The sequence below is a fragment of the Serratia sp. T13T92 genome (assembly GCF_047530105.1).
In the GTDB taxonomy this organism is placed as follows: domain Bacteria; phylum Pseudomonadota; class Gammaproteobacteria; order Enterobacterales; family Enterobacteriaceae; genus Chania; species Chania fonticola.
Genome location: NZ_JBLJAK010000012.1, coordinates 16,291 through 37,232, shown reverse-complemented (window position 1 = coordinate 37,232; position 20,942 = coordinate 16,291). Strand labels below are relative to the sequence as shown.

Sequence of the window (20,942 nt, the reverse complement as noted above, 5' to 3'; positions counted from 1 at the left end):
CGTATTAAACGTTTTTTAGTTACGTTATGAGATGTAGACCACGGAATAAAGCAAGCGTGCAAACGGTGGGGCCTGACGTGCGTCACAACTCGACGCACGTCACACCGCGGTGTTGCTTAATGCAGTTGGGTGCTGCTGTCGGCATTGCCGTTGTGAAGGGCGGCGATGTCTAACGCATCGAATACATAATGATTACCACAGTAATCACAGTGCATATCGATGTTGCCATCCTGTTCCAGCATATCGGCCACTTCTTCCGTTGGCAGCGTGATCAAGGCATCGGCACAGCGTTGGCGTGAACAGGTGCAGCGGAAGATCACGTCCTGGGGTTCGTACAGCGTAACCTCTTCCTGATGATAGAGGCGATACAGTACTTCGTTGGCCGGCAGGGTGAACAGCTCGTGATCCTTGATGGTGGCGGTCAGCTGTACCAGATGGTCGAAATCATCGGCATTGCCGTCCTGAGCTGGCAGCACCTGCAGCAGCATGCCGGCAGCCGCTGGTTTACCTTCGGCTTCGCCGGTGCGGATAAACAGGCGCGTTGGCAGCTGCTCGGACTGGCGGAAATACCCTTCCAGGCACTGGGCCAGCGTTTCACCTTCCAGACCCACCACGCCCTGATAGCGTTCACCTTCAGACGGGCTGATGGTGATCACCATAATGCCGTTACCCAGCATCTGGTGCAGGGTGCTGTCGGCCACAATCTCGCCTTCGACACGGGCTACACCACGCATCTCCTGGCGATTGTTGCCGTTGATCACTGCCAGTTTCAGCGGGCCGTCACCTTGCACCTGAACGGTAATGTCACCGTCGAACTTCAGCGTGGCGGTCAGCAGGCTGGTGGCGACCAGCAACTCGCCCAGCAGTTTTTGTACCGGTGCCGGATAATCATGGTTGGTCAGGATGTGCTGATAGGTTTCGCTGACGGTAACCAGCTCACCGCGCACCGCGTAGTTTTCGAACAGGTAACGGTGCAATTGGTCATGGTTGGACATAGTTTTCTCTCAGTGAGGCGAGGGATTATTCCTGCTCGCCAAATTTAAATTTAATCAAATCGCGCCGCTCTTTCTTGTCCGGACGACGATCCGGATGCGGCATGGTCAGCGCATTCATCTTGCGTGCCAGTGCCACTTTCTCGCGGTTGGCAATGCTGGCCTCGGTTTCCTGATACATCAGTTGCGCCTCATCGGCTCCACGCCGTTGGCTATTGATGGCCAGCACGATGACAATGCGTTCGTCGTTGCCCTGACGCAGCTTGATTTCGGCATTGATTTCAACGGCTTTACTCGGCTTGCCGCGCTGCCCGTTGTAGTGCACCTTGCCGCCGTCGATCATGTCACGGGCCAGTGCGCGGGTTTTGTAAAATCGGGCGGCCCACAGCCATTTATCCAGGCGGACGGCCTCATCCGGTGTTGCTTTGGCTTTCATTGCTCCCTCCGTTCCAAGGCCGGTATCAACTGGCGGTAGTCGCTCATCGACGGATAACGCTGGAAAGTTTTACTCGCCATGCTGGAATCCGGGTTCTGCACGCCAAGGCAGTAGCGGATACCAAACTTGCTTGCGGCATCCAGAATGGGTTCACCATCATCCACAAACAGCGTGCGCTGCGGGTCAAAGCCGGTTTGCTGCTGCACGGCCTGCCACAGACGCTGATCTTCCTTTGGATAACCAAATGTGTGGGTGGAAAGTAATAAATCAAGGTGTCGATCCAAACCGGTGTGCTCAACCTTCACCGCCAGACTGTGTGGATGCGCGTTGGTGAGCAGGATGGTGCGCTGCCCGGCATCGCGTAACGCCTGCAAAAACGGCTGGGTATCTTCACGCAGCCGAGCGCGGTTACCGACTTCGCTGGTCATTTGGTAGATATCCAGCCCTAGGCGTTCGCTCCAGTAATCAAAGCAATACCAGTTCATGGTGTGTTGCACGGCCAGGTATTCCTGGTGAATGATTTTGCTGGCGTCGTCGAAGGGAATGTCTCGTTGCTCACTCAACGCCTGCGGTACCAGCGTTAGCCAAAAATGGCTGTCGAATTCAAGATCCAGCAGGGTGCCGTCCATATCCAGCAGTACGGTATCAATATCGTGCCAGTCAAACTCAGGAACCATGTACCAACTCCATAGGCGGGATAGCGGTATCCCGCGGATGATAAAAAACATACAGCCTAGTATAGGCGGATGGCAGGTTGGAGGCTACGCCATCGGGCGTATGGACATCGGGGTGAGCTGCGGGTTGAAGCAACTGTCGTAATAGCGCTGGATATCGGCGAGGCGATGTTGGTTTTTGCGCCTGCGTTGTACCAACCGCCAGGAGTTGTAACCCAGCACGACGACCAACACCAGCAACAGCAGGCTGGTGCCAAGATAGCGCCACAGGGTCACGATATCTGGTTCACTATGCAGGGCGATATGCCGAGTGCCGTTGGCATCGACAAAGATATTGGTGATCACCCCGTTTGCCCGGAACGGCGTATGTAGCAACATGCTGCTAAGACGCTGTAGTTCTTTCCATTGGTCGAGTGAGTTGTATTCGTTCAGCGGCTGTGTGGGCAAGGGATAATCCACCAACTGCTTGCCTTCGTCACTGGTAATCAAAAAACCGCCCGGCGGTGGGCTGTTGAGGGCCGCAGCGGCCTGACGGGTTTCCCGCACCACAAAGGCAGAGGTAGCCGCGTTACTCAGGTTTTCCAGCGATTCAGCACTGACCGGACGCAGCAGAACGTTAACGCCTTCCAGCGCCCCGGATTTGGCCCGTTTCACCAGGTTGGCCCAGTTCTTGACGTTGCCCAGATTGACCAATGCGTTCTTCAAGCGCACACAGTCGGCCTCCGTGCCACACAGGTCCTGCGTTTTCAATACGATATCCGCAAAGTCATCCAGCAGGATCATGCCTGACTTTTCAATGGCACTGGCCAACTGCGGGTTCACTTTCTGCTCGGCACCGCTTGGATGCAGTTGCCGGTTGATGGTGGCCATCAGCGCAGCAGCTTTATCGATCACTTCTGATTCGGGCTGTGGCAGCGGGGTAGCCGTATTCCAGTAGATCCCCGAACAATCGAAAGGCATAAAGCTCGGCGCAGTGGCGCTGTTGTTGCCCGAAGGAACGTAGCACATGCCGTTGCCCTGAATTTTCAGCCTATCGCCGATATGCAGTGGAATGGCCTCCAGCGCCTGAACGCTGGTGACTTCCGTTTTCTGTGTGCCCTGTAACCACGCGGTGCTTAATTTAGCGGGTAGGCTGAGTGGAATGTAGATTAACAGTAACAACAGCACCACGAGCGAACTGGCCGCTAATACGGCGTTCTTGCCCCAATGCTGCAAGGGGAAGTTCTTCACTTCGTCATGCAGGGAAAGATAGTGCCCCTGACGTACCACCTGCCGGTTGAGGTAGATATCCACATTGGTGGTTTTACCCAGGTCCGCATTCAGGTAAGGCAGCCAGTGCGGGGGGTAGATCAAATCGATAATGCCAAAAGAGATATTACTGATTTGCCCCTGATTGGACTCACCGAATAACCCCCAGCGCTTTGGCGTGCCGCGCAGACAGTGCACCTCTTTCAGCTCTTTTTCGCTCGGGCGGCGCAACAGATGCCAGCAGCCCCAGACGATCATCAGCACCGCCACCAGAATGATCCAGGGGATCACTACCACCGGACTGATCAGGCTAAAGAACAGCAGCAGTAGGGCAGCAGAGATGAGGGCCGCTTCCTTGATGCCGTTCGGCCGGTTAAGCTCATGTTCCTCGCGGGTTTCCTTGCGAATGTTCACCAACTCAATATGTTCGCTCTCTTCTTTGCGGATGGAGGCGTTCCTTGTCGGGGTTGTAGTCACTACCGGCGAAGGTGGGCTGTCGTAAATATGATCCAGCAGCGAATGGCCGTTGAGTGAGATCACCAGCGGTAGCGTCTGGGTTTTGATCACTTCGACATGGTTATCGGCGCTGATGTACTGCTCCCAGAACGGAGGCAGATGGATCTCTTCCGAGTCGAGGTAGTAGCGCCAGTTGTTGGGTTCATCGCTGGCCAGACCATAGCGGGTGATGGCATGGGTGATCGGGTAAACGTTGTCGCTCTGTGCGGTCAACGCCAGCCTGGCAGAAGGCAGGGAAGTGGAACCCGACAGCAGTTTGTTGCCCAGGTGGTTCTGTTGGTTGAGGTAATACTCGATAGCTGCCCGCTCTGGCGCGGTCAGTTTGCGGTGGTTAGGTTTGACGAACGGCAGGATACCTGCCAAGGCTGGCTGGGGGCGGAATTTAAACCACAAGTAGAGGCCAGCAGCGATCAGGCAGGCTAGCGCTAAGGCCAATATCAACGCTATTGTGCTCATGCTATTCTCGTCCTACACCCATGAAACCGCCAATCTTACGCAAAGCCAGACATTATACGGAGTTAACCGCCCAGAGATAGAATGACCCACCGTTTAGTTGTTATCCGGCTCTCATTCGTGGCTATCGTTAGGCATTTACCGTACGATTTTTTAACCTGCACGAGCATAGCAATCCTCATGGTGTCCGGATATCAGGATTATCCTATTTGCCTACCTGTTTTTTTATCCACCGGGGTAGCTGCTGGTCAGGTTTGTTAAAAAAAAGTAAATTACAGGCTAAGCTCGTTGCGGAAATGGTTCCCATTAACGCACAATGTGATCAAGATCGAGTTTAGCCAGTGGTTGACCCTTATGCTGTCTGCCACAACGCGCATATTATTATCCTGGTTACCTGCCTGAGAGTACTGAGTATTCAGTGTATTAGGCGGTTAACCTATTTGAGGCAATCATGGATAAACAGCTGCAAAAACCTAAAATTCTGAAAGTAGAAACGGTCGCGCGCTCGCGTTTGTTTAACGTTGAGTCGGTCGATCTGGAGTTCAGTAACGGTGTGCGGCGGGTCTATGAGCGTATGCGCCCTTCGGAACGCGAAGCGGTGATGATTGTGCCAGTGATAGGGGATGATTTGCTGCTGATCCGTGAATATGCGGTGGGCACCGAATCCTATGAACTGGGCTTCCCCAAAGGGCTGATCGATCCTGGCGAAGGGGTGTTGGAAGCCGCTAACCGCGAACTGATGGAAGAGGTCGGCTTTGGGGCCGGGCGCTTTGATTTCCTCAGCAAACTGACGATGGCACCTTCCTATTTTTCCAGCCAGATGAATATCGTGCTGGCACACGACCTCTATGCGCAAAGCCTGGAGGGGGACGAGCCAGAGCCGTTACCCCAGGTACGTTGGCCGATAGCCAACATGATGGCACTGCTGGCGGAACCGGACTTTCGTGAGGCGCGCAATGTCAGCGCATTGTTCCTGGCAGAGGCATTCCTGCGCGGTTCACGCTAACCCTCCATCGATTCATCTGCTGACAAATCCGCCTGGGCTCACAACATACGGCGCCCGCCGGTTAAGATAAAAAAATGGCCAGATTGCTCTGGCCATTGTCGTTTTTAGAACAGCTCGTGACTTTCGCCACCAGGGTCTGTCAGGGTGGTTCCGGCATCATGTACCGAGAACTCCGTGGGTTGAGTGCCTTCGATAAAGTACTCGGAACGGCTACCCCCGCCCCCGTTGGACAGTTTGCCGGTGCTCTTGTCGATGGTCACGCTGACAATCCCCGGTGGTGGAGTGACTTTCTGCTCTGGCAGGCCTTCCAGCGCCACCTTCATAAAATCATCCCAAGCCGGTTGAGCACTCTTCGCCCCACCTTCACCACCGGAAATCTGATCCGGGATGGCACCCGAAGCGGAGGCCCGGCCAAGATTGCGGCGGTGATCGTCGAAACCGATCCACACCGATGTCACTGTTTCTGGGCCGTAGCCGGAGAACCAGGCATCTTTCGAACTGTTGGTGGTACCGGTTTTGCCGCCGATATCATGGCGTTTAAGATCGCGGCCTGCGCGCCAGCCGGTACCCATCCAGCCCGGTTCACCGAAGATATTGGTGTTTAGAGCATCACGGATCAGGAACGACAGCGGGGTGCTGATCACATGTGGTGCATACTGCTGGTCGTTATCCTGCTGCATCTGGGCCGGGGTTACCTGCTCAAGCTGTGGCATCGGGACGTTGGCATTGTTGCCTTCCTGCGAGACCGCCACGTTCTCGACGTTATCATCGGAAAGCATGGCTGAACGATGCGTATCGCCGTAGATCACCGGCAGGTTGCAGCTATCGCAGACCACTTTCGGTTTGGCTTCGAATACCGCTTTACCCGTATCGTCTTCGATCTTGGTGATGAAGTACGGGTCAACCAGATAGCCACCGTTGGCCAACACGGCATAGCCGCGAGCCACCTGTAGCGGGGTGAACGAAGCCGAACCCAGCGCCAGCGATTCCGAATGCACGATGTTTTGCGCTGGGAAACCAAAGCGTTGCAGATATTCAGCGGCATAGTCCACGCCCATGGCGCGCATTGCCCGCACCATCACCACGTTTTTCGATTGGCCTAGGCCTTGGCGTAGTCGGATAGGACCGTCGTAAGTAGGTGGCGAGTTTTTCGGCCGCCAGTCGGTACCGGCACCGGCATCCCAACGGGTGATCGGCAGATCGTTGAGGATGGTGGCCAGCGTCAGGCCCTTATCCATCGCCGCGGTATACAGGAACGGTTTGATGTTGGAACCCACCTGGCGCAGAGCCTGGGTTGCGCGGTTGAACTTGCTCTGGTTGAAATCGAAGCCGCCGACCAACGCCTTGATAGCGCCGGTGTTAGGATCGAGCGACACCAGCGCCGAGTTCACGTCCGGCACCTGTGACAGCCACCAGTTGTCGTTAACTTTACGCACCCAGATCTGTTGGCCGGGCTGCACCACGTCGGTGACGCGCTTCGGCGTAGGGCCTTGCAGCGTATCGCTCTTGAACGCACGTGCCCAGCGCATGCCAGACATGGGAAGCGCAATGCGGCTGCCATCGGCCAGCATGGCGGTAGCCTGTTCGGCATCCGCCTGCAGGATCACCGCAGGAGACAGCGGGCCGTAGTTCGGCAGGTTCTTCAGTGAATCGACAATCTGTTTCTGATCCCAGGCAGGCTCACCCACTTTCCACAGCACGTTTGACGGGCCGCGATAGCCGTGGCGCATGTCGTAGTTGAGGATGTTGTTACGTACCGCCTCCTGCGCGCCTTGTTGCAGCCGCTTGGTGATGGTGGTGTAGACCTTGTAACCGTCGGTATAGGCGTTTTCACCGTAACGCTTGATCATCTCCTGACGCACCAGCTCTGAAAGATAAGGGGCGGAGAAGCTGATTTCCGGCGCATGGTAATTGGCGACCAGAGGCTCATTGCGTGCCTGATCGTACTGCGCCTGCGTGATGTAGCGCTCATCCAGCATCCGCGATAGCACTACGTTACGACGCGCTACGGAGCGATCGTGGGAGTACAACGGGTTAAAGGTGGACGGTGCCTTGGGTAATCCGGCAATAGTGGCCATTTCGCTCAGCGTCAGTTGGCTAACATCCTTACCAAAATAGACATGCGCGGCAGCACCCACGCCATAAGCGCGGTAACCGAGATAGATTTTGTTCAGATACAGCTCAAGAATTTCATCCTTGGTCAGCATCTGTTCAATGCGGATAGCCAGGAAGGCTTCCTTGATTTTGCGCATCAAGGTGCGTTCCGGGCTCAAGAAGAAGTTTCTGGCCAACTGCTGGGTGATGGTACTGGCCCCCTGCGAAGCATGGCCGGAAACCAGCGCGACCGATGCGGCACGGAAGATACCAACGGGATCGACCCCGTGATGATCATAGAAACGGCTGTCCTCCGTGGCGATGAAGGCATGCACCATCACCGGTGGGATTTGGTCCAGCTTGAGAGGTATACGGCGTTTTTCACCATATTGGGCGATCAGTTCGCCCTCCGCGCTGTAAACCTGCATCGGGATTTGTAGCCGCACGTCTTTCAGCGTTGCGACATCGGGCAGCTGTGGCTCGACATATTTGTACAAGCCAAAAATCGAGGCTGCTCCCAGCACGATGCAAAACACTGCAAGGATTAAAAGATACTTTACGAACTTCACCTGAGATTTCCCATTTCATGTCAATTGGGCAGTTTATAAACAACCGCGCGGTAGTATAAAGGCAAGCCTGCAACATGGATATGTTCTTTTGTTATCTGAGGGTACGGAGGTGGGGTGAAATATGTTTTCTCAAACGTGGCAGGTGGGGTTGGATATCCAGGATCACAGCATCAGAGCGCTGGCTGCGCAGCGTCGGCGTAACGGTTGGCAATTGCGCCACTGGTGGCAACAGGCATTGCCCTATTCGGCCCTGCGGGCGGGGCATTTAGAGAGTTCTGCGATGCTGGTGGCGGTACTCAAGCAGTGGCGTAGCCGGTTACCAAGACATATTTCCTTACGCATTGCTTTACCCGCGCAGCGGGTTTTACAGCAGACGTTACCCCTGCCGGATCTGCGCTTGCAGGAGCCGGTTCGCCATGACTACATCACCACCCAGGGTCTGAAACAGTTCCCGTTAGACAGCCAGACGTTAGCAATGGATTACCGCCAGGCGCAGCCCAATACCCATCAGTTGCTGCTCACCGCGGCCCGCCAGCAGGAGCTGCAACAATGGCTGCATTGCCTGCAACAGGCGGATTTGCATCCCCAGGTGATCGATATCGCCCCTAATGCGCTAAGCATGATGGCCGCATTTGCCGGCTTGGCTCCCGATGCCGGGCTGCTGCATCGCCTGGAGTCGGAATGGCTATGGGTAGCACCGCGAGCAATGTCCTTTGCTTATGGCGTCTTGCCTGCGGGGGAAGCCGTCGGCGTCAAGCAGGCGTTGGCAGCCCTGCGTTCAGCTTGCCCAGCCATGGGGGCTAAAGAGGTGTATTACAGCAGCGTGCTGGACGAGGCCGCGCCAGAAGGTGCCATGCCCTGGTCACCGTTCACGGCTTTCAGCCGCTTATACCCACCGCTGCCTACTCAGCCGATGGCGTTTGTTCTGGCTGGCGGGTTGGCTCTGCGCCGCGAGGATGCCTGATGTATCAGGTCAATCTGTTGCCCTGGCGCCTCAGACGGCAGCGGCAACGCTACACCTTCTGGTTACGCTGCTTCGTTGCTCAATTACTGCTGGTGCTGGCTACGCTCACGACAGCCTACTTTTTGCTGTTCTACCAACAGGCCAAGCAACGGTCGATATTGCAGGGCGTAACGCAGCAACACACTGAGCTGGTTGGGCGTATTCAGCAGACGCAGCAAAAGATGGCCGAATTGGCCCGTTTGGCCGCAGAAAGCACCCGTTACCAGCATAATCGAGCGCGCAACCTGCGTTACCTGTCGCTATTGCAACAGCTCTCGGTAGCACTGCCGGACACTTTGTGGCTCACGGATTTTGAAGAGAACGCCAGGGGGATTTTGCTGCGGGGGCAAGGTGGGGCGTATGGGGAGATTGTCACCTTTGAACAGCGGTTGGCCGCGCTACCTTTGTTGCAGGGTTGTCGCCTGGTTGAAGTCACACAGCGTAAGGAGGGAGGGCTGGCGTTCACTGTCACGGCACGCTGGGGGCAGGATGGATAAGCCCCTGCCAGACTGGTTGATCCCCTGGCTCGCCCGGCCTGGCTGGCAACTGCTGGCGGCTCAATGGCTGGTATTAGCCGGGGTTGGGCTGTTGGCCTGCAGTGGGGTGATCACGAGGGAATGGCAACGGTGGGAAAGGCTGGATGAGCAGCGTCAGCAGTTGGAACACCAGATTGCCGAGCGTCAGCAGCAGCTGAGCCAGCTACCGCCGTTAGCAGAGCTTGAACAGCGGTTAGGGCAGCAGGTGTTGATCGTGCCTGATGAGCCGGAGGATTTGGGTACTCAGCTCTATCAGCTTGGGGGGCGGCTGCTACGTTTCCAGCAGCAGGAGAAATCAGCCCAGCAAAAGATAAGGTTACAGCTAGATTTCGAGGGTTTGCTGCACTTGCTGGAGGTGCTGCCATCCACCCGCAGGATTGGGCAAATGAAAATCGAGAGGCAGCCCGAAGGGTTAACTACTCAACTGACTCTGATTAGCTCAGAAGAGGCGTTGGATGAATAAGGCGTGGTGGTTTTGGCTGTTATTCTCGGCCCCGCTTTGGGCTGAACAGTATCGCGATCCGTTCCAGCCACCGCTAATGGCGGCCTGTGCCGATCCTGCCGTTTCACCGGAGGGCTGGCGGCTGAAAGGGATTATTGGCACACCGGATTTGCGCTATGGCTGGGTGGTCACCCCACAGGGGCAGTGGTTGGGGTTATTGCCCCGGCAGCGGGTGCTGGATGGGGATTGGCAAGTGATACAGATCCAGCCCCGGCAGCTTGAGCTCGTTGCGCAGGATAGGGCAGAAGCATGTCGGCCACGCACGGGCAGTGTGGTGCTCACGTTGGGAAAAAACCGTAAGGAAAAGTGATGAAAGGATATCAGTGGCTTTTTGTGGGGTGGCTGGCTCTCCCTCTAGCGGTGATGGCGGGTGTGCAGCAGGAAAAACCGGTGTCGCTGGCGTTCCATGATACCCCGGTCAGTCTGATTTTACAGGCGCTGGCGGAGTATCAAGACTTGAACCTGGTCGCAGCCGAGGGGGTCGACACCAATCTGACGCTGCGGTTGGACAATGTTCCCTGGCAGCAGGCGTTGGCAGTGGTGTTACGCATGGGCAAGCTGACGATGACGCTGGAGGGCAATGTGATGATGGTTTTCCCACTGCCGGATGAGCAGGAGCTGCTTCGTCGGCAGCGGGCGTTGGCGCAGCAGGAGCCGCTGCACAACTTGACGATCACGCTGCAAAACGCGGAGGCCAGCGAGATAGCGCAGAGCCTGGATAGCCAACGTGGCAAATTATTGACCGAGCGTGGCAGCGTCGTGGTGGATAAACGTACCAACGCGTTGCTGCTGCGTGACACCGCTCAGGCGCTGGCCCAGTTGAAAACCTGGGTGGCAGAGATGGATACCCCGCTGGAACAGGTGCAGCTGGCTGCCCATATTGTCACCATCAGCAGCGAGAATTTGCGGGAGCTTGGCGTAAGGTGGGGGCTGGCGGCAGAAGAAAGGCCAGCCAAAAAGCTGCGGATAGACAATTTCAGCGTTGGTCTGCCGGTAGAGAACAGCGCCATAACGGCCGGTTTCCACCTGGCACGCATCAGCGGGCGCATCCTGGATCTGGAACTGTCGGCGCTGGAGCAGGAAAATCAGGTGGAGATTATCGCCAGCCCGCGCCTGCTCACCGCACATCTGCAAACCGCCAGCATTAAACAGGGCACGGAAATCCCCTACGAGGTGTCGAGCGGTTCCAGCGGTGCCACCTCGATCGAGTTCAAGGACGCGGTGCTGGGCATGGAAGTCACGCCAAAGATTTTGCCCAATGGCCGCATCACCCTGACGTTACAGATCAGCCAGAATATGCCCGGGCGTTCGATCAAACAGGGCGAAGGAGAGGCGCTGGCGATCGACAAGCAGGAGATTAAAACCCAAGTGACGGTGAAAGATGGTGAAACCATCGTCTTAGGGGGCATTTTTCAGCGTCAGCGCAACCAGGCGACCGATAAAGTCCCTGGCGTGGGCGATATCCCCTTGCTGGGATCGCTGTTCAAACACAGCAACCAACAGCATAAAAGGCGCGAGTTGGTGATTTTCATCACGCCCACACTGGTTAAGGTCTAAATTGTCCCGATCTTGATGTTGGGCACGGTGATGACGCCAAGGCCAAATTAGGGAAACCGACGAAAGTTGCTGTTAATCTGCCAAATCACGACATCCCGAGACTTTTTCAGATAAACTCCAGGCGGAGATCTCGCTGCAATGCTCGGTTCACGAGGTCTTAGTCCAAAATCCTAGCCGTTGAAAACGCTTAAAAGTTGGCAAGCAAATGCACTTTTTTTCGTGCCTTAGAGGCATCTGAGTTTGACGCTGCGGCCGATTTAGCTTACAAGGGTTACCGAATTGAGCACCGAGGTTTTTTTGTTAATGCTGTACCCGTCGTCTTCCAGGCTGAAACCTGGGATCCATAGGGTATAAGACGCCGTTAAAAACGTATGGTTTCCCTCCTGCGGCGTGGATAGTGATTTATTCGGTTGCCAAACTACCAAGAGTGTTGAGATAATTTTTCGTCTGATCTCGCACTATCGCTCATGAGGTTTCAGTTTAGGTCCCGCCGCTAATTTGATTGGCGGGGCGGGTTATCATTAACGAATTGTCTTAGTAATACCGAAAAACATGGCAGAGAAACGCAATATCTTTCTGGTTGGGCCTATGGGTGCCGGCAAAAGCACTATTGGCCGTCAGTTAGCTCAGCAACTCAATATGGAGTTTTTCGACTCCGATCAAGAAATTGAGCGACGTACCGGAGCTGACGTGGGCTGGGTATTCGACGTGGAAGGGGAAGAAGGTTTCCGCGATCGTGAAGAAAAAGTCATTAATGAACTGACGGAAAAGCAAGGGATTGTGCTGGCTACCGGCGGGGGCTCGGTTAAGTCGCGTGAAACGCGTAACCGCCTGTCGGCGCGTGGTGTCGTGGTCTATTTGGAAACCACTATCGAGAAGCAGTTGGCCCGTACACAGCGCGACAAGAAGCGTCCGCTGCTGCAGGTAGACTCTCCTCCGCGTGAGGTGCTGGAAGCGCTGGCTAGAGAGCGTAATCCGTTGTACGAAGAAATTGCAGATGTCACTATCCGCACCGACGATCAAAGCGCTAAAGTGGTTGCCAACCAGATTATCAACATGCTGGAAAGTAACTGATAGCGGGTTCCGTGTTGGCCGCGGGCAAATGCGGAAATTCTGATTGTGTTCCCCGCGTTGGCGGGGATAAACCACACCGAGAACTGAGCGCGACATGGAGAGAATTACCGTAACGCTTGGGGAGCGTAGCTACCCGATTACCATAGCCGCCGGATTGTTTGACGATCCGGCTTCTTTTATGCCGCTAAAGGCGGGTGAACAGGTCATGCTGGTCACCAACCAGACTTTGGCACCGTTGTATCTGGAGCGAATCCGGTCGGTGCTGGAACAGGGCGGCGTAGTGGTGGATCAGGTGATTCTACCTGATGGCGAACAGTATAAATCTCTGGCCGTACTCGAGCAGGTGTTCTCGGCGCTGCTGGAAAAGCCCCACGGTCGCGATACCACGCTAATTGCCCTCGGCGGCGGCGTGATTGGCGATCTGACCGGCTTTGCCGCAGCGTGCTATCAACGCGGTGTGCGTTTTATCCAGGTTCCTACCACGCTGCTCTCGCAGGTGGACTCCTCCGTTGGCGGCAAAACCGCCGTCAATCATCCGCTCGGTAAAAATATGATCGGCGCCTTCTACCAACCGGCTTCGGTGGTGGTAGATCTGGACTGCCTGCGTACTTTACCGGCGCGTGAACTCTCCTCTGGTCTGGCGGAAGTGATCAAATACGGGATTATTCTCGATGGTGATTTTTTCGTCTGGCTGGAAAATAATATTGATGCGCTGGTTGCGCTGGATATGGACGCGTTAGCGTACTGTATCCGCCGCTGTTGCGAATTGAAGGCCGAAGTGGTGGCTGCCGATGAACGTGAAAACGGTCTGCGGGCGCTGCTCAACCTGGGCCATACCTACGGCCATGCCATCGAAGCCGAAATGGGCTACGGTGTCTGGCTGCACGGTGAAGCCGTGGCGGCTGGCATGGTGATGGCTGCTGAAACAGCACGTCGTCTGGGCCAGTTCTCGGTTGACGATATCGAACGGATCAAGGCGCTGCTGCTGCGCGCCGGGTTGCCGGTTTGCGGGCCGCAGGAAATGACGCCTGAGGCCTATCTGCCACACATGCTGCGTGATAAAAAAGTGTTGGCGGGGGCGTTGCGTTTGGTATTGCCGAAGGGCATTGGTGAAGCAGAAGTTCGTGGCGGTGTTGCCCATGAGCTGGTGCTGGCATCTATCGCCGACTGTTTACCAACACAGCGCGCGTAAGTCGGTTACACTCAATAGCATTAACGTTTCGCCAGGTTGATATGCAGCCGTTTCTTTGCTGCTATCCGGGCTGAACCTTGCCCGCCGGGCAATTCCATGGATGGCGTAATTTGACGCAGGTCGACAGTGCTTGAGCTTGCGGGCTATAACAGTAGCTTGGCTGCTGTTAGACTCTATAAAAATTGTGCGCAGGGCGAGACAGATGTCGCTTTGCCATCATCGGGTTAATAGTCTCGAACCACCTGGGTGGCGAGATTTTGCCTCTAGTTGGAGGGTTTCAGATGGATGAATTTAAACCAGAAGACGATCTCAGGCCTGATACCAGCGATCGCCGTCCTTCGCGTTCACGTCGGCCAGCCGCAACTGGGCCGCGTTTTGCCGTTTCACGTCAGCATATGATGATTGGGATTGGCATTTTGGTGCTGCTGTTGCTGATCATCGGTATCGGTTCGGCGCTGAAGGCCCCCACCAAGCACGAGGTTGCGCAACAAGGGGCAACCCGCGACATCAATCTGTCGGGCTCCTCGTCGCTGACCACCAGCAACAACGGCGTTGCGGGCGGCACTACGGATACCAACGATAACAACGGTGTCAGCACCTCTCAGCCTCAAACTGTTAGCGTCCCACCTATCTCCAGCACGCCGACCGAAGCACAACCTGTAGCGCCACAGGGCGGTGCTGGTGAGCGTGTCGATCTACCTGGCAACATGGCCGATGCCTTGTCATCACAGCAAGGTCAGGTTGATGCAGCTGCCGCGCAAAATATTAATGCCCCAGCTTCCGCTTTACCAACCGCTCCGGCGACCGTGATGAACGGTGCTACCGCGCGTCCGGCGGCGAATGGCAATGCAACCGCTGCGACGCAGCCGCATAAAACGCCTGCCACCAAGCCAGCAGCCACCAAGCCGACAGCATCGGTCAAACCTTCTGCGACCACCACCACGGTTTACACCCCACCGGCCAAAGGCAAGAGTGGTGTGGTGAGCGGCAGCGGAAGCTCACTGAAAACCGCACCGGGTAGCCATTACACGCTGCAGTTGAGCAGTGCCTCACGCTCCGATACGTTGAATGCCTTTGCCAAGCAACAGAATTTGCCAGACTTTATGGTGTACGAGACCAAGCGTGATGGTAAGCCCTGGTATGTGTTAGTGAGCGGCAACTACGCTTCTTCGGCGGAGGCCAAGCGTGCCATCGCCACGCTGCCGGCGGAAGTTCAGGCGAAAAAACCATGGGTCCGTCCTGTACAGCAAGTACAGCAAGACCTGAAAAAATAATCATTAATTTTGTGCGCTGATGTGCTGTCTGAAGCAGAGTACATATCCGCCGCTCTGAATTGTAATAAGTAGCTAACTGACGGCATGAAGAAAAACCGCGCTTTTTTAAAATGGGCTGGTGGAAAATACCCGCTGATAGACGAGATCCGTCGTCATTTACCAGAGGGTAACTGCTTAATCGAGCCCTTCGTGGGCGCGGGTTCAGTCTTCCTGAACACAGAGTACGAGGCTTATATTCTCGCCGATATCAACAGCGACCTTATCAGCCTGTATAACATCGTTAAGCTGCGCACGAGTGATTTCGTGCGCGATGCCCGCTTGCTTTTCACCGACGAATTCAATAACTCAGAGCAGTTCTACCTGCTGCGCGAAGAGTTCAACACCACTGCCGATGAGTATCGGCGTGCGCTGCTGTTCCTGTATCTGAACCGCCACTGCTATAACGGCCTGTGCCGCTATAACCTGCGTGGTGAGTTCAATGTGCCGTTTGGGCGTTACAAGAAGCCCTACTTCCCGGAAGAAGAGCTGTATTGGTTTGCTGAAAAATCACGCAATGCCACTTTTGTCTGCGAGCACTATCACGATACCATGGTGAAGGCGACCCAAGGTGCGGTGGTCTATTGCGATCCGCCATATGCTCCTCTGTCGGCAACGGCGAATTTTACCGCTTATCACACCAACAGCTTTAGCCTGGCCGATCAGCAAGGGCTGGCGCGCATAGCGCATCAGCTGTCGGTTGAAAGCCAGGTGCCGGTGTTGATTTCCAACCATGACACCGAGCTGACGCGTGACTGGTATCAGCATGCTTCGCTGCATGTGGTGAAGGCTCGTCGCACCATCAGCCGCAATATTTTAGGCCGCAGTAAAGTGAACGAACTTCTGGCGCTGTATAAAAAAGCTGAATAACTCGACCCCTACGTTTGGAGAAGCGGATGAAAAAGTTTTTGATTGCCCCGTCCATTCTGTCTGCAGATTTTGCCCGCCTGGGTGAAGATACTGCCAAAGTGTTGGCTGCCGGTGCTGACGTGGTGCATTTTGACGTGATGGATAACCACTACGTGCCTAATCTGACGATCGGGCCAATGGTGTGCGAAGCCTTGCGCAATTACGGCATTACCGCACCGATTGACGTCCATCTGATGGTAAAACCGGTCGATCGCATCGTGCCGGACTTTGCCAAGGCTGGGGCAACCTACATCTCTTTCCATCCCGAAGCTTCCGAACACGTTGACCGTACCATCCAACTGATCAAAGAGAACGGCTGCAAGGCGGGCCTGGTGTTTAACCCAGCGACCCCGTTGAGCTATCTCGATTATGTGATGGACAAGATCGACGTGATCCTGCTGATGTCGGTCAACCCTGGTTTTGGTGGTCAATCCTTTATCCACGGTACGTTAGACAAGCTGCGTCAGGTTCGCAAACTGATCGACGAAAGCGGCCGCGACATTCGCCTGGAAGTGGACGGCGGCGTGAAGGTAGACAACATTGCCGAGATCGCTGCAGCGGGCGCGGACATGTTCGTGGCAGGCTCGGCCATCTTTGGCAAACCGGATTACCGCGCGGTGATCGATCAGATGCGCAGCGAGCTGGCAAAGGTGAGTCATGGCTGATTTTAGCGCTATCCGTGGTCTGGCCTTCGATCTCGATGGCACGCTGGTAGACAGTGCACCGGGATTGGCGGCGGCCATCGATATGGCGTTGGCTGAAATGGGTCTGCCGCAGGCCGGTGAGGCCCGTGTTGGCACCTGGATTGGTAACGGTGCCGATGTGCTGGTCCAGCGTGCGCTGCGCTGGGCAGAGGTGGAAGCCACGCCAGAGCTGTGCCTGCAAATGCGTCAACGTTTCGACCATTTCTATGGGCAAACCGTAGAAAGCGGCAGCCGCCTGTTTCCACAGGTAATAGAGACGCTGGCCCAGTTGGCCAAGCTTGGCTACCCGCTAGCGCTGGTCACCAACAAACCGACACCCTTTGTGGCCCCTTTGCTGACGTCGCTCGGCATTATCGACTTTTTCTCGCTGATTATCGGCGGTGACGACGTGGTGGAGAAAAAGCCACATCCTGCCCCGCTGTATCTGGTGTTCGGCAAGCTTGGCCTGCGGGCCGGTGAAGTGCTGTTCGTCGGTGATTCACGCAATGATATTCAGGCGGCGCAGGCGGCAGGTTGCCCGAGCGTCGGTCTGACTTACGGATATAACTACGGTGAAGCGATCGCCCTGAGCCACCCCGACCGCGTGTTGGAGCGCTTCGCCGATTTGTTGCCCGCACTTGGGCTGTCATCTTTAGAAGATCGGGAAATTTAACTATGAGTAAGCCCATCGTTTTCAGCGGCGCGCAGCCGTCCGGTGAACTGACTATCGGCAACTACATGGGGGCGCTGCGCCAGTGGGTGCAGCTGCAGGACGAGTTTGATTGCATCTACTGCATAGTCGATCTGCATGCCATCACCGTGCGTCAGGATGCACAACAGCTGCGTAAAGCCACCCTGGATACGTTGGCGCTGTACCTGGCCTGTGGTATCGATCCAGAGAAAAGCACCATCTTCGTGCAGTCTCATGTGCCAGAACATACGCAACTGAGCTGGGTGCTGAACTGCTACACCTATTTCGGTGAACTGAGCCGCATGACCCAGTTCAAAGACAAGTCGTCGCGCTATGCGGAAAACATCAACGCCGGTCTGTTCAGCTATCCGGTACTGATGGCGGCAGACATTCTGCTGTACCAGACCAATCAGGTGCCGGTCGGTGAAGACCAGAAGCAGCATCTGGAACTGAGCCGTGACGTTGGCCAGCGCTTTAACGCGCTGTACGGCGACGTGTTCAAAGTGCCGGAGCCGTTTATTCCGAAATCCGGTGCGCGCGTGATGTCGCTGCAAGAGCCGACCAAGAAAATGTCCAAGTCGGACGATAACCGTAACAACGTGATCGGCCTGCTGGAAGATCCGAAGGCGGTGACCAAGAAGATCAAACGCGCAATGACCGATTCCCAGGATCCGCCGGTCATTCGTTACGACGTTGCCAATAAAGCGGGGGTGTCCAACCTGCTGGATATCCTTTCCGGTGTGACCGGCAAGAGCATTGCCCAGTTGGAAGCCGAGTTTGAGGGCCAGATGTATGGTCACCTGAAGGGCGCCGTAGCAGAGGCCGTGTCTGGTATGTTGGTCGAGCTGCAAGAGCGTTATCACCGTTTCCGCAACGATGAGGCTCTGTTACAGCAGGTGATGCGTGATGGCGCGGTGAAAGCCCGTGCTCGTGCGCAGGAAACCTTGGCGAAGGTATATGAAGCCGTAGGTTTTGTACCGCATCCTTAATGGATGCAGACATCATCTCAGTCAGTTCGCCAGCTAGGGGCGCAGCATGCGCGCCCCTAGGATCGAAACTACAAGCTTAGCAACATTGCTAGCAATCTGAAGCGGCCAAAGGGTCGCTTTTTTTATGCTATTTTGCTCAGGTCTGCCGGTGTTTCCCGGCAGGCATTCCAGTTCAGCTTGCTGCGCAGGCTGACGACGCTGCCAACGATAATCAGGCTTGGGCTGGCTGCCTGTTTGGCTAACTCACCTAGCTGTGCCAGTTCGCCTTCGATCACTTTCTGGCGAGTTGAGGTACCGTTTTCGACCAGCGCCACGGGCATTGAGGCCGCCATACCGTGAGCGATCAACTGCTGCTGGATTTCTGCCGCCTGGGTTAATCCCATATAGAACACCAGCGTCTGCTGCTTGGCGGCAAGCTGTGCCCAGTCCAATCCGCCGTCGGCCTTGGCGTGGCCCGTCACCAAACGCACGCTTTGCGCGTGATCGCGGTGGGTGAGGGGAATGCCGCTGTAAGCCGAACAACCCGAAGCCGCCGTGATCCCCGGCACTACCGAGAAGGGAATATCCGCTTCGGCCAGCGTTTCCAGTTCTTCGCCACCACGGCCAAAGATGAAGGGATCGCCCCCTTTCAGTCGGACAACGCGCAGGCCTCGCCTGGCCTGTTCCACCAGGATCTGATTGATGTGTTCCTGTGGTACGCAGTGGTATCCAGCACGCTTGCCCACAAAGATACGCTCGGCATCGCGGCGCACCAGGGCCATAATTTCTTCAGAGACCAGGCGGTCGTAAACGACCACGTCAGCCTGTTGGATTTGTTGCAGACCTTTCAGCGTCAACAGGCCAGCATCACCGGGACCTGCACCTACCAGCACTACTTCGCCCCGTTCTTCAGGCCGGTCGGCGAACAGCTTTTCAACCTGCTGGTTGGCCTGCGGGGTATCGCCGTTGGCCAGGGATTGCGCCAGCCTGTCGTGTACGAACAACCTTTCCCAGAAGCGGCGACGAGCGCCAATGCTGCCAAACTCCTGCTTCACCCGCTGGCGCAATGAACCCGCCAACTGAGCCAGTTGACCCAGATGCTGCGGCAGAATGGCTTCCAGCTTTTCCCGTAGCAGACGTGCCAGCACCGGGGCTTTGCCCCCGGAAGAAACGGCCACCATAATCGGCGAACGATCGATAATCGAAGGCATGATAAAGCTGGCGCGTTTGGGGTCGTCTACCACGTTGCAGAACACCTGCCGTTGGTTGGCGCACTGATAGACCAGGGCGTTGACTTCCACCCGATCGGTGGCGGCAATCACTAACCATTTCTCTGCCAGCAAGTCGGCAGAAAACTCACTTTCTACCAGCGTCACCTGGCATTGTTCGGCCCAGATCAGGAATTGCTCACTGAATTCGAGCGAGTTGACGGTCAACTGCGCACCTGCGTCTAGCAGCAGGCGAGCCTTACGTTCAGCGACTTCCCCGCCGCCGACCAGCAGGCAGGCTTTGTGTTGCAGTTGGCAGAAAATGGGTAAGTAATCCATCGGCAATCCTCGGGGAAGTGGTAAACGGGGGCGATCGCTCACCCCCAAAATCATTATGCGTTTTGGCGAGCAGCAGCAATCTCAGCCTGTGGACGCTGGGCACGTGGCGTGGCATACCAGTAACCGAGGCCCATAAAGACGGCACCAGAGACCATATTGCCCAGAGTCACCCACAGCAGGTTATGACCGATACCGCTCAGGGTATAGGCTTCGCTGTGGTGGCCGAACCAGGACAGGGCAAACAGCGTCATGTTAGCTACCGAGTGCTCGTAACCGGAAGCGATAAATGCCAGCAAACACCACCAGATGGCGATGAATTTGGCCGCGCCTTCAACACGCAGTGCCATCCAGATCGCCAGGCAAACCAGCCAGTTACACAGCACGCCTTTGAAGAACAGCACTTCTGCCGGGGCGGTGGTTTTGGCCAGCGCCACGGTATGCACCAGGCTGGTATCCATCGGCAGCAGGCTACCTCCGCCGTAGTAATACATCAGCGCGACCAGCACCGAACCGAGCAGGTTACCCAGCCAGGTTTGTGGCAGGACGGCCCACATCTGGCGGTGCTTGATGGTACCGGCTTTGACACCCAGCATCAGAAACATGGTATGGCCGGTGAACAGCTCTGAACCGGCGATGATCACCAGCGTCAGTGCGATACCGAAGGTGGCACCCATGACCAACGGACGGATGGATGGATCCACCAGGTTGCCGAGGGTAAAGATCAGGATGATGCCAAGGCCGACGTAGGCCCCGGCCATAGCGGAACTGATCCAGAAGCCGAGCGGACTCTCTTTGGCCAGTTTGACGATGCGTGCCGCGTTGGCAGCACATTTGTTGATGGTGTCGGCGAACATAAATTTCCCTGGAAATGAATAATAAAAAGTGTGTTTGTAATAAGGGTAATGCTGGTCAGTTAGGCAAAAAGAAACGCCCTCACCCTAACCCTCTCCCCCAGGAGAGGGGACCGATCGAGCTAGTTGAT

At 55.9% G+C, this 20,942-nt stretch carries 20 protein-coding genes; 13 read left to right on the top strand and 7 right to left on the bottom strand.

Annotated elements, in window-relative coordinates; translation table 11 throughout:
* Window positions 1-116: 116 nt before the first annotated feature.
* From hslO to ACMV5I_RS13505, 4 genes are all read right to left on the bottom strand, one after another.
* Window positions 117-995: an Hsp33 family molecular chaperone HslO gene (gene hslO, locus ACMV5I_RS13520; protein ID WP_024482748.1), complete on the bottom strand. Its 879-nt coding sequence runs from the start codon at window positions 993-995 to the stop codon at window positions 117-119.
* Between the two features lie 25 nt (window positions 996-1,020).
* Window positions 1,021-1,428 (bottom strand): ribosome-associated heat shock protein Hsp15, encoded by a 408-nt coding sequence (gene hslR, locus ACMV5I_RS13515; protein WP_024482747.1) that lies wholly within the window; start codon window positions 1,426-1,428, stop codon window positions 1,021-1,023.
* Complete coding sequence (gene yrfG / locus ACMV5I_RS13510; RefSeq protein WP_021807460.1) at window positions 1,425-2,105, bottom strand: GMP/IMP nucleotidase; 681 nt, start codon at window positions 2,103-2,105, stop codon at window positions 1,425-1,427. Before yrfG ends, hslR begins: the two co-directional genes overlap by 4 nt.
* Window positions 2,106-2,189: 84 nt before the next feature.
* Entirely contained in the window at window positions 2,190-4,322 is a 2,133-nt protein-coding gene (locus tag ACMV5I_RS13505; protein ID WP_414824575.1) for an intracellular growth attenuator family protein, read from the bottom strand.
* A 448-nt stretch (window positions 4,323-4,770) separates the two neighbouring features.
* Here ACMV5I_RS13505 and nudE point away from each other — a divergent pair, with 448 nt between their 5' ends.
* Window positions 4,771-5,325 (top strand): ADP compounds hydrolase NudE, encoded by a 555-nt coding sequence (nudE, locus tag ACMV5I_RS13500; protein WP_021807462.1) that lies wholly within the window; start codon window positions 4,771-4,773, stop codon window positions 5,323-5,325.
* 104 nt (window positions 5,326-5,429) lie between these two features.
* Here the strand turns inward: nudE and mrcA are convergent, their stop codons facing one another.
* Window positions 5,430-7,988 (bottom strand): peptidoglycan glycosyltransferase/peptidoglycan DD-transpeptidase MrcA, encoded by a 2,559-nt coding sequence (mrcA, locus tag ACMV5I_RS13495; protein ID WP_414824574.1) that lies wholly within the window; start codon window positions 7,986-7,988, stop codon window positions 5,430-5,432.
* A gap of 121 nt (window positions 7,989-8,109) precedes the next feature.
* Here mrcA and pilM point away from each other — a divergent pair, with 121 nt between their 5' ends.
* From pilM to trpS, 12 genes are all read left to right on the top strand, one after another.
* Window positions 8,110-8,952, top strand: coding sequence for a type IV pilus biogenesis protein PilM (gene pilM / locus ACMV5I_RS13490; protein WP_414824573.1), 843 nt, complete (start codon window positions 8,110-8,112; stop codon window positions 8,950-8,952).
* Window positions 8,952-9,488, top strand: coding sequence for a PilN domain-containing protein (locus ACMV5I_RS13485; protein ID WP_414824572.1), 537 nt, complete (start codon window positions 8,952-8,954; stop codon window positions 9,486-9,488). The genes pilM and ACMV5I_RS13485 overlap by 1 nt, the downstream gene beginning before the upstream one ends.
* The gene (locus ACMV5I_RS13480) at window positions 9,481-9,990 is read left to right on the top strand and encodes a hypothetical protein (protein WP_414824571.1); all 510 of its coding nucleotides are present in this window, start codon (window positions 9,481-9,483) and stop codon (window positions 9,988-9,990) included. The genes ACMV5I_RS13485 and ACMV5I_RS13480 overlap by 8 nt, the downstream gene beginning before the upstream one ends.
* Complete coding sequence (locus ACMV5I_RS13475; protein ID WP_414824570.1) at window positions 9,983-10,339, top strand: hypothetical protein; 357 nt, start codon at window positions 9,983-9,985, stop codon at window positions 10,337-10,339. Before ACMV5I_RS13480 ends, ACMV5I_RS13475 begins: the two co-directional genes overlap by 8 nt.
* Window positions 10,339-11,586: a DNA uptake porin HofQ gene (hofQ, locus tag ACMV5I_RS13470; protein ID WP_202728358.1), complete on the top strand. Its 1,248-nt coding sequence runs from the start codon at window positions 10,339-10,341 to the stop codon at window positions 11,584-11,586. Before ACMV5I_RS13475 ends, hofQ begins: the two co-directional genes overlap by 1 nt.
* A 552-nt stretch (window positions 11,587-12,138) precedes the next feature.
* Entirely contained in the window at window positions 12,139-12,660 is a 522-nt protein-coding gene (gene aroK / locus ACMV5I_RS13465; RefSeq protein ID WP_005271698.1) for a shikimate kinase AroK, read from the top strand.
* 94 nt (window positions 12,661-12,754) lie between these two features.
* Window positions 12,755-13,852: a 3-dehydroquinate synthase gene (gene aroB, locus ACMV5I_RS13460; protein WP_414824569.1), complete on the top strand. Its 1,098-nt coding sequence runs from the start codon at window positions 12,755-12,757 to the stop codon at window positions 13,850-13,852.
* Window positions 13,853-14,133: 281 nt separating this feature from the next.
* Window positions 14,134-15,126: an SPOR domain-containing protein gene (locus tag ACMV5I_RS13455; RefSeq protein WP_414824568.1), complete on the top strand. Its 993-nt coding sequence runs from the start codon at window positions 14,134-14,136 to the stop codon at window positions 15,124-15,126.
* Window positions 15,127-15,210: 84 nt separating this feature from the next.
* Window positions 15,211-16,032 carry an adenine-specific DNA-methyltransferase gene (gene dam / locus ACMV5I_RS13450; protein ID WP_021807471.1) on the top strand — a complete coding sequence of 274 codons (822 nt, stop codon included), beginning with the start codon at window positions 15,211-15,213 and terminating at the stop codon, window positions 16,030-16,032.
* Window positions 16,033-16,058: 26 nt separating this feature from the next.
* A complete protein-coding gene (gene rpe / locus ACMV5I_RS13445; protein WP_024482734.1) occupies window positions 16,059-16,736 on the top strand; it encodes a ribulose-phosphate 3-epimerase in 678 nt (225 codons plus the stop codon).
* Window positions 16,729-17,427, top strand: coding sequence for a phosphoglycolate phosphatase (locus ACMV5I_RS13440; protein WP_121608426.1), 699 nt, complete (start codon window positions 16,729-16,731; stop codon window positions 17,425-17,427). Before rpe ends, ACMV5I_RS13440 begins: the two co-directional genes overlap by 8 nt.
* 2 nt (window positions 17,428-17,429) lie before the next feature.
* Entirely contained in the window at window positions 17,430-18,434 is a 1,005-nt protein-coding gene (trpS, locus tag ACMV5I_RS13435; RefSeq protein ID WP_414824566.1) for a tryptophan--tRNA ligase, read from the top strand.
* 122 nt (window positions 18,435-18,556) lie between these two features.
* Here trpS and cysG read toward each other — a convergent pair whose 3' ends face one another.
* Window positions 18,557-19,960 (bottom strand): siroheme synthase CysG, encoded by a 1,404-nt coding sequence (gene cysG, locus ACMV5I_RS13430; RefSeq protein ID WP_414824565.1) that lies wholly within the window; start codon window positions 19,958-19,960, stop codon window positions 18,557-18,559.
* A 53-nt stretch (window positions 19,961-20,013) separates the two neighbouring features.
* Window positions 20,014-20,814 (bottom strand): nitrite transporter NirC, encoded by an 801-nt coding sequence (nirC, locus tag ACMV5I_RS13425; RefSeq protein ID WP_414824564.1) that lies wholly within the window; start codon window positions 20,812-20,814, stop codon window positions 20,014-20,016.
* Window positions 20,815-20,942: the final 128 nt, after the last annotated feature.